Source organism: Rhizobium skierniewicense, assembly GCF_014196515.1.
Classification (GTDB): domain Bacteria; phylum Pseudomonadota; class Alphaproteobacteria; order Rhizobiales; family Rhizobiaceae; genus Agrobacterium; species Agrobacterium skierniewicense.
Genome location: NZ_JACIDV010000026.1, coordinates 1 through 5,986, shown reverse-complemented (window position 1 = coordinate 5,986; position 5,986 = coordinate 1). Strand labels below are relative to the sequence as shown.

Annotated in this window: 9 protein-coding genes; all 9 read right to left on the bottom strand. The window is 54.7% G+C overall.

Annotated features, from left to right (window positions below):
• Nucleotides 1–145: 145 nt before the first annotated feature.
• A complete protein-coding gene (locus GGQ73_RS22670; RefSeq protein ID WP_183897985.1) occupies nucleotides 146–991 on the bottom strand; it encodes a universal stress protein in 846 nt (281 codons plus the stop codon).
• Between the two features lie 158 nt (nucleotides 992–1,149).
• Complete coding sequence (locus GGQ73_RS22665; protein WP_183897984.1) at nucleotides 1,150–1,923, bottom strand: competence/damage-inducible protein A; 774 nt, start codon at nucleotides 1,921–1,923, stop codon at nucleotides 1,150–1,152.
• Nucleotides 1,924–2,526: 603 nt separating this feature from the next.
• Nucleotides 2,527–2,772, bottom strand: a complete 246-nt coding sequence (locus tag GGQ73_RS22660) for a DUF982 domain-containing protein (RefSeq protein WP_183897983.1) — start codon at nucleotides 2,770–2,772, stop codon at nucleotides 2,527–2,529.
• 87 nt (nucleotides 2,773–2,859) lie between these two features.
• Nucleotides 2,860–3,165: a hypothetical protein gene (locus GGQ73_RS22655; protein ID WP_183897982.1), complete on the bottom strand. Its 306-nt coding sequence runs from the start codon at nucleotides 3,163–3,165 to the stop codon at nucleotides 2,860–2,862.
• Between the two features lie 460 nt (nucleotides 3,166–3,625).
• Nucleotides 3,626–4,789: a tyrosine-type recombinase/integrase gene (locus GGQ73_RS22650; RefSeq protein ID WP_183897981.1), complete on the bottom strand. Its 1,164-nt coding sequence runs from the start codon at nucleotides 4,787–4,789 to the stop codon at nucleotides 3,626–3,628.
• Nucleotides 4,786–5,049, bottom strand: coding sequence for a helix-turn-helix transcriptional regulator (locus tag GGQ73_RS22645; protein ID WP_183897980.1), 264 nt, complete (start codon nucleotides 5,047–5,049; stop codon nucleotides 4,786–4,788). Before GGQ73_RS22645 ends, GGQ73_RS22650 begins: the two co-directional genes overlap by 4 nt.
• Nucleotides 5,046–5,648, bottom strand: a complete 603-nt coding sequence (locus tag GGQ73_RS22640; RefSeq protein ID WP_183897979.1) for an HNH endonuclease — start codon at nucleotides 5,646–5,648, stop codon at nucleotides 5,046–5,048. Before GGQ73_RS22640 ends, GGQ73_RS22645 begins: the two co-directional genes overlap by 4 nt.
• The gene (locus tag GGQ73_RS22635) at nucleotides 5,645–5,782 is read right to left on the bottom strand and encodes a hypothetical protein (RefSeq protein ID WP_183897978.1); all 138 of its coding nucleotides are present in this window, start codon (nucleotides 5,780–5,782) and stop codon (nucleotides 5,645–5,647) included. The genes GGQ73_RS22640 and GGQ73_RS22635 overlap by 4 nt, the downstream gene beginning before the upstream one ends.
• 11 nt (nucleotides 5,783–5,793) lie before the next feature.
• A partial coding sequence (locus tag GGQ73_RS22630) for a hypothetical protein (protein WP_183897977.1) occupies nucleotides 5,794–5,986 on the bottom strand: 193 nt, incomplete at its 5' end.

Below are 5,986 nucleotides of genomic sequence, written 5' to 3'. Positions count from 1 at the left end.
TTGCGCCATCCAGCTCGCGAAAACACCACCTGAACGAGAAGCCCAAAAACGCAAAAACCCACCGACAAAAATCGGCGGGTTTGTCAGCAGTCTGACCCGCCGGTGTTATCGGCGGGTTCTTTTTTGTCTCGACTTTGGTGTCTGCCTATCGCGACATCAGCGTCAAGGCTGTTGTCTTGTCCAGAACGGTGCGGGTCACGCCGCCGAACAGCATCTCCCACCAGCGGGAGTGGCCGTAAGCACCCATGACCAGTAGGTCGATGCTGTTATCGGACAATCGGGTTTCGATGGCGGTCTTTGCAGAGACGCCGTGCGCCTTTTCCTGGGAGGTGACAGTCACATTGACACCGTGGCGGGCGAGTGTGGAGGCGAGGTCGGTTCCAGCGAGGGCCTTGGTGTGGTCGTCGCTGTCATCGGCGCCGAACGAGAATATCTCGACACTTTCAGCTGCGATCAGAAATGGCAAAGCATCGAATGTCGCGCGCGTTGCCTCCCGCGATCCGTTCCAGGCCACAAGCACGCGCTTGATCGGTCTGGGGTTGGCCAACGTGTATGGCACAAGAAGAACCGGGCGACCGCTGTCATAGAGAAAGCTGTCGATATCTGCGCGACTGTCGGACAGGGCCGAGGTGTTTGGCTGCCGTGCTATGACGAGGTCGGCGCAGCGAGCGCTGTCGAGTGCAGAGCTTGCTGCATAGCCGACAGAGGCCATGAAGCTTCGCCACTCATGCGAAACGCCACCGTCCGACATTGTTCGATTGAAAATACGTTCGACGTCCGTGGTCTGCTGATGCGCGACCTCTTGAACAGCCTGCACCGTGGCAGGATCCGGCATCTCCATCGGCGCGACAAGCGGGACGGTCGCAAATGTCTCCATGTGGAGACCAACGACATGGGAGGAGAAATCATTGGCAAGGGAAACCGCGAAGTCGCCAAGTCTGTTGGCGTTCTCTGCAGTATCCATCACGGCCAGTATCGTTTTGTAAGCCATAACCGGGCTCCTCATTCGGGTGAAGCGCCGCGCTAGGGATTCAGCGCCAGCGCTGTCGTTTTTGCCTGTGGTACAAAGCCGTCACGACAGTAATCGTGAGCAGACGATATGCTCAAGGCACATCAGCCATATGTAAAACGTCTGAACCGTCGATCTGTTCAGGCCGACAGAGCAGCTTTCTGCTGTGCGATGGTTTCCAGCATAGCCTCGACGTCTCTTGCGGCAGCGCTCAAAGCATCCGCTTCGCGGGCACGCACAACGATCTCCGTCGAAAAGCGCTGCCCGTCATATTTCGGATAGGAGCCAATGCTGGTTTGTGGATGGGCTTTCTGAACCGCGCTCAACGGCGTTCCGATATCGCCTTCGCCGTAAGGGGAATGAACGGCCTGAGACAGCACCTTCGCCCCCGTGCGCAACGTTGGCATCACGTTGTCCAGCATGGCCTGAAACACCTGCGGAACGCCGGCCATGACGTAGACGTTTTCAACGATGAAGCCGGGCGCCACGGAAACCGGATTGACGATGTGTTGCGCCCCGCGCGGCATCCGCGCCATGCGCCTTCGTGCATCTGTGAATTCCATGTCACGCTTCTGGTACATCTCGCCGAGAAGCCGCATGGCCTCGGCATCGTGCTCGCAGGGTAGGCCGAAGGCGGCTGAAATGGCATCGGCCGTGATATCGTCATGGGTCGGGCCTATACCACCTGACGTGAAGACGTAATCGTAGCGCGCGCGAAGCGCGTTCAATGCCTCGATGATGTCAGATTCTTCGTCTGCAACGATGCGAACTTCCTTGAGGTCAATGCCTGACATGGTCAAAACATCGGCGAGATGACCGATATTCTTGTCCTTCGTTCGGCCTGATAAAAGCTCGTCGCCGATGGCGAGCATGGCTGCGGACACGAGGCTGGAAGCGGAAGAAGGTGCAGACATGAAGGGGCGCTCTCAATGGAATGTCCACGGACGTTACCGCGCAACGTACGGATTGCAACACGCCGGAAGACGAAAGGTAGAGAAAAGTGAGATGTGCGAGAGCAAAACGGAGTTGAAGATGGACAGTCTCGCGATGAAAAACAGTTTTTGAAATCATTTAAAGTAGGCGTCGTATCCAGTCGAATACCGCATTACATGATCGGGTTCGCCATCATCAGGCACGTGACGATGACAAAGCCCAGTACGGAGAGTTCAAGCACACTGTTCAGACCGTCACGCATCTTTTTACCTTTCATGATTTGTGAAAGAAGAACGTGCAAAAGTTAACGAAGTTCCATGACAGCGGCGTGAAATCGAGGGTTTTCTATTGGAGCCGTAACACCGAAATCAGGTCACAAGCAGCGCGAAAACCCAGTGGCCGACAATGCTGATGAACAGACAAGCGATGAGCAGAATGAAAAGGATTTTTTTCTTCATGATGAGATGCCTTGGGCGTGGTCGGTGCTTTGTCTAGTGTTTGCGTCTAGGGCGCTTGTGTCTGGGCGAAGAAACGCTCTAACGGTTTGTGACACGAAATTTAAGACCTGAACGCCACCTGCGTCATTATGACTTTACGTCTAGCCCGGCTTCCATGGCCGCTTCTATGAAGGCTTGACGAGCATCTTCGGGTTTCTTTTTACCCGCATCGACGGCTGCAAAAACGAGGAGCGCGCGATCCAGCTTCTCACCATCCTCTTCCGGCCAGTCCTCAATGAGGGCCCAGGATGCGGCCTGCGTCGATTCGATGCTGACATAAACACCAGGTTCTTCCAGAGCGACGAGGACAGGTTTTTTCCAAGGGGTTTGCATGATTGATCCATAACGGCCACGTTACAGCGCGTTTAGAAGGTTCCGGTCGTCAGTACAAGGCCAATCCGCTCGGACCGTCTGTCCGCATCAGTCGTCGCGACCGAACATCGACCAGCTTCTGATGATCCGTCGGTCTATGATCTTGAGTGAGCGGTCCGGCTGGATCTGGTAGGTCTCCACAACCCGGTCGTCGAAGCGTCGGAAATTGTGCGTGAACGTGCTACCGACTGGCGACTTGGTCAGCTTTGTGCGAGGCTGGCCGCGATAGGTGATGCTGCCGGGGATCGGCTCGAGACTGTAGGAGGAGATTGCCGTCGCGCTGAAGCCTGTGGCGGTGCAGCCCGCCAGAGCGAAGGCCAATCCTGCACTAACCAAAGCGATGGACAGTTTCATGATTCTCTCCGCGTCTGTGATGGGTTGCCACTCTGCGCAACGATCCTGACAGCCTAAACTGCCGAGTGGGAAGGATGTTCCAAGCGAAATACAGATCCCGGACGGCCATTGATCCCTCGGTGAGTGTCCATGGGATATAGTCTCATCCCGAGAGGTGATGACGAGACGGGGATGCCATCAACCACACTTGGCGAATGGCCATCGGTGTCGCGTCGCGGACCGACAAATCGTTAGACCGCACCGCGGAGAATGTTGCGCCATGTGACAGCGTGTCATCATAAGCGTGCAACACCAGCGTCCCAACCCAGATAAAGGACTTGGGAGACTCATCTCTATCACGATTGAAAATGGAGTGGTTTAAGGAAATTTGGAGGCCTCGCCCGGAATAGGAATTTCCAACTATTCCAGACGCTTAGTGGACGCTCTGCCAATTTTCACTTGAATTAATTATCAAGCGTTATCAATCGACGCTGCCACACCCTGCCACACCATTCTGTGGTTCATCCTCAATTACCAGAAGCTTCGAGCCGACGCCATCCCAATTGATGCGTCCCACGGTCTGACGGGCCAACCGCGCACGCTCTGCGCTGCGGGTGTATATCTTCGAAGTCTTCCCATCCTTCCAGCCAAACATCGCTTCCAACATGCTGTCTGTCGCCTCATTGTGTGCCACGTCAGTTGCCAGACCTTTCCGAACAGAGTGAGAGGTGAGGTGCCCCATCCCGGCTTGTCTCCACCAATCCGATATTCTGTTGCCGAGTCCTTTGACGGAAAACGGCTTGCCGAACTCTGTCACCAGATAGCTCAAAGCGGTGACTTTGTGCGTTGCCAGAACAGCCTCAAGAATAGGGTGGATGGCGATGATGATATCCACGGGCGTCCGGTTTCTGTTCTTGAATAGCCGGAACCTGAATTCATCCTTGCGCCGATGCTGTGGTCCGAGCGCGGCCAAGTCCGAGACGCGAAGCCCGGTATACATCTGGATCGCGATATAGAGCGCCGCCTTAGAGCTGGTGCCGTGGTGCGCGATGAATTTCTCTATGTCTTCCGGTGTAGCTGTGGCGTGGCCATCTGTGTGAGCGTTGAACGGCTGCACAAGTCGCGCAATGTTAGCGACGATGGCTTTCCCATCCTTCTTGGTATCGAAAACCTGGCGCAATACCTTCAGGCGCTCATCCGCGGCGAAAGGCACGTCGCGCTTGCGATCCCGCAGAACCTCAAGGTTCGACACGTCAAGCTTGGAGAGCGGCATATCTGCGAACTGTCTGGCATCGGAATCAGTAAGTGTTTCGGTCCACATGCCTTCCATGATGTTTCGGCGCCGAGTACGCGTGGTCTCATCAAGAGCCAGAAACGGGTTGCTCCGCATGTATTCCATGCACAGCCATCGGAAGGTGTTGGGTTTAACCACGACAGATATTGGCTTAGGCTCGCCAGACCGCTCCATGAGCGGCAGTGCAGCCTTGCGGGCTCCCCAATATGCTTTGTTGAAGGCTTCGCTGTCTATGTCATCTGGTAGTCGGCAGATACGCTTTCCATCGATGCGAAGGTAATATCGCATCGTGCCGTGTCGGTTCTTGTTCTTCTCGACATAGGGAAGATTGATATTGGCCACGTCATTCATGCAGACGCCCGCCAGTCATCACCGTCGTCAGCGCCTTCCTCTGGTTTGCTTCCGCCTTCTTCGGGCCACGCTGCCAACGCTGCAACGACATCGGAAACCAGCCACACCTTGCGTGTGTGCCATTTCCTTGGTTTCGGAAGAAAACCCTCCTCAACCATCAGATCGACCGTGTTCGCGCTGACGCCGATTGCGTTGGCAACCTCTGCCCTGTTCAAGCCAAGGCGGGGAACATTGCGGGATAGGTCAACTGTATTTGTCATCTATCCCCGCTTTCCTTGTTGTCATCAACAGGTCTATTCACAAAGGCGAATTCCCCGAAAATTTCTCTTGACGCTTTTATGTACGCATCAGATGCCGCCTCAGCGGTGTCATGCAGCCCAAGGTTTTTTCGAACCCCATTCTTTTTGATGCGCGCTAGCCATTTGCCCGTTGGCTTGTGCAAGTAGATCCCTTTGAACTTAGAAAAACTGTTTCTCTGGGGCGCAGCATTCTGAGAGTTCTCAGAACGGGTAGCAAGACGAAGGTTCGCTATCCTGTTGTCGTCTGGTTTCCCGTTGATCTGCCAATAGCCAAATCTGTTTTTGACACCAACGCGACTGCCTTTTTTAAAGATGCCAATGTCCTGGCTTCTATAGAAGTGGCCATCTTCAGCGTCGTAGATGTAGTTTGTGAGCAGATATTCCCGTGTAGCGATGACAAAAAGATCAGACACCGAACCGTGACATGACAAAACGGACGATGAAACGACCTCGACATCGGCATCTGGGATAGCCACAGGAGAGCTAAGGACAGAAGCGACACGCTCCAGTTCTCTCTTCAACGAATGTATTTGTTTAAGCGCGAGTGCTGCTGCTGTCATCCCTCGCTCCTTTTAAGCGCCGCTTTGGCTTTCAGTTTTGCTGGTATCTTCCGGCTCTGGCTGAAAGCTTCACGGATTTTTGCCTTGGTTTCATCAAGACATGCGCTGGCTTGCTGCGCGTCGTCATCGATCAACTGATAAACCATCAGTTCACCTCGCTCATGGCGCGTGCAGGCCCGGTGCCATCCTCATATTCGGACAGGTCGTAGCCGTTGCGCTGGAACTCAAGGATTTGCTTGGCGCGCTCTAGGTGTTTGATCCCGGCATTTGATGGTGCGATATTTTCCAGTGAATGGAAGGATGCACTATGGGCCAGGTTCACCACGCAAGCGCCACGA

Coding starts and splice junctions, on each gene's coding strand:
- GGQ73_RS22645 (WP_183897980.1), bottom strand. CDS start 5,049: ATGACAAATACAGTTGACCTATCCCGCAATGTTCCCCGCCTTGGCTTG.
- GGQ73_RS22640 (WP_183897979.1), bottom strand. CDS start 5,648: ATGACAGCAGCAGCACTCGCGCTTAAACAAATACATTCGTTGAAGAGA.
- GGQ73_RS22660 (WP_183897983.1), bottom strand. CDS start 2,772: ATGCAAACCCCTTGGAAAAAACCTGTCCTCGTCGCTCTGGAAGAACCT.
- GGQ73_RS22650 (WP_183897981.1), bottom strand. CDS start 4,789: ATGAATGACGTGGCCAATATCAATCTTCCCTATGTCGAGAAGAACAAG.
- GGQ73_RS22655 (WP_183897982.1), bottom strand. CDS start 3,165: ATGAAACTGTCCATCGCTTTGGTTAGTGCAGGATTGGCCTTCGCTCTG.
- GGQ73_RS22670 (WP_183897985.1), bottom strand. CDS start 991: ATGGCTTACAAAACGATACTGGCCGTGATGGATACTGCAGAGAACGCC.
- GGQ73_RS22665 (WP_183897984.1), bottom strand. CDS start 1,923: ATGTCTGCACCTTCTTCCGCTTCCAGCCTCGTGTCCGCAGCCATGCTC.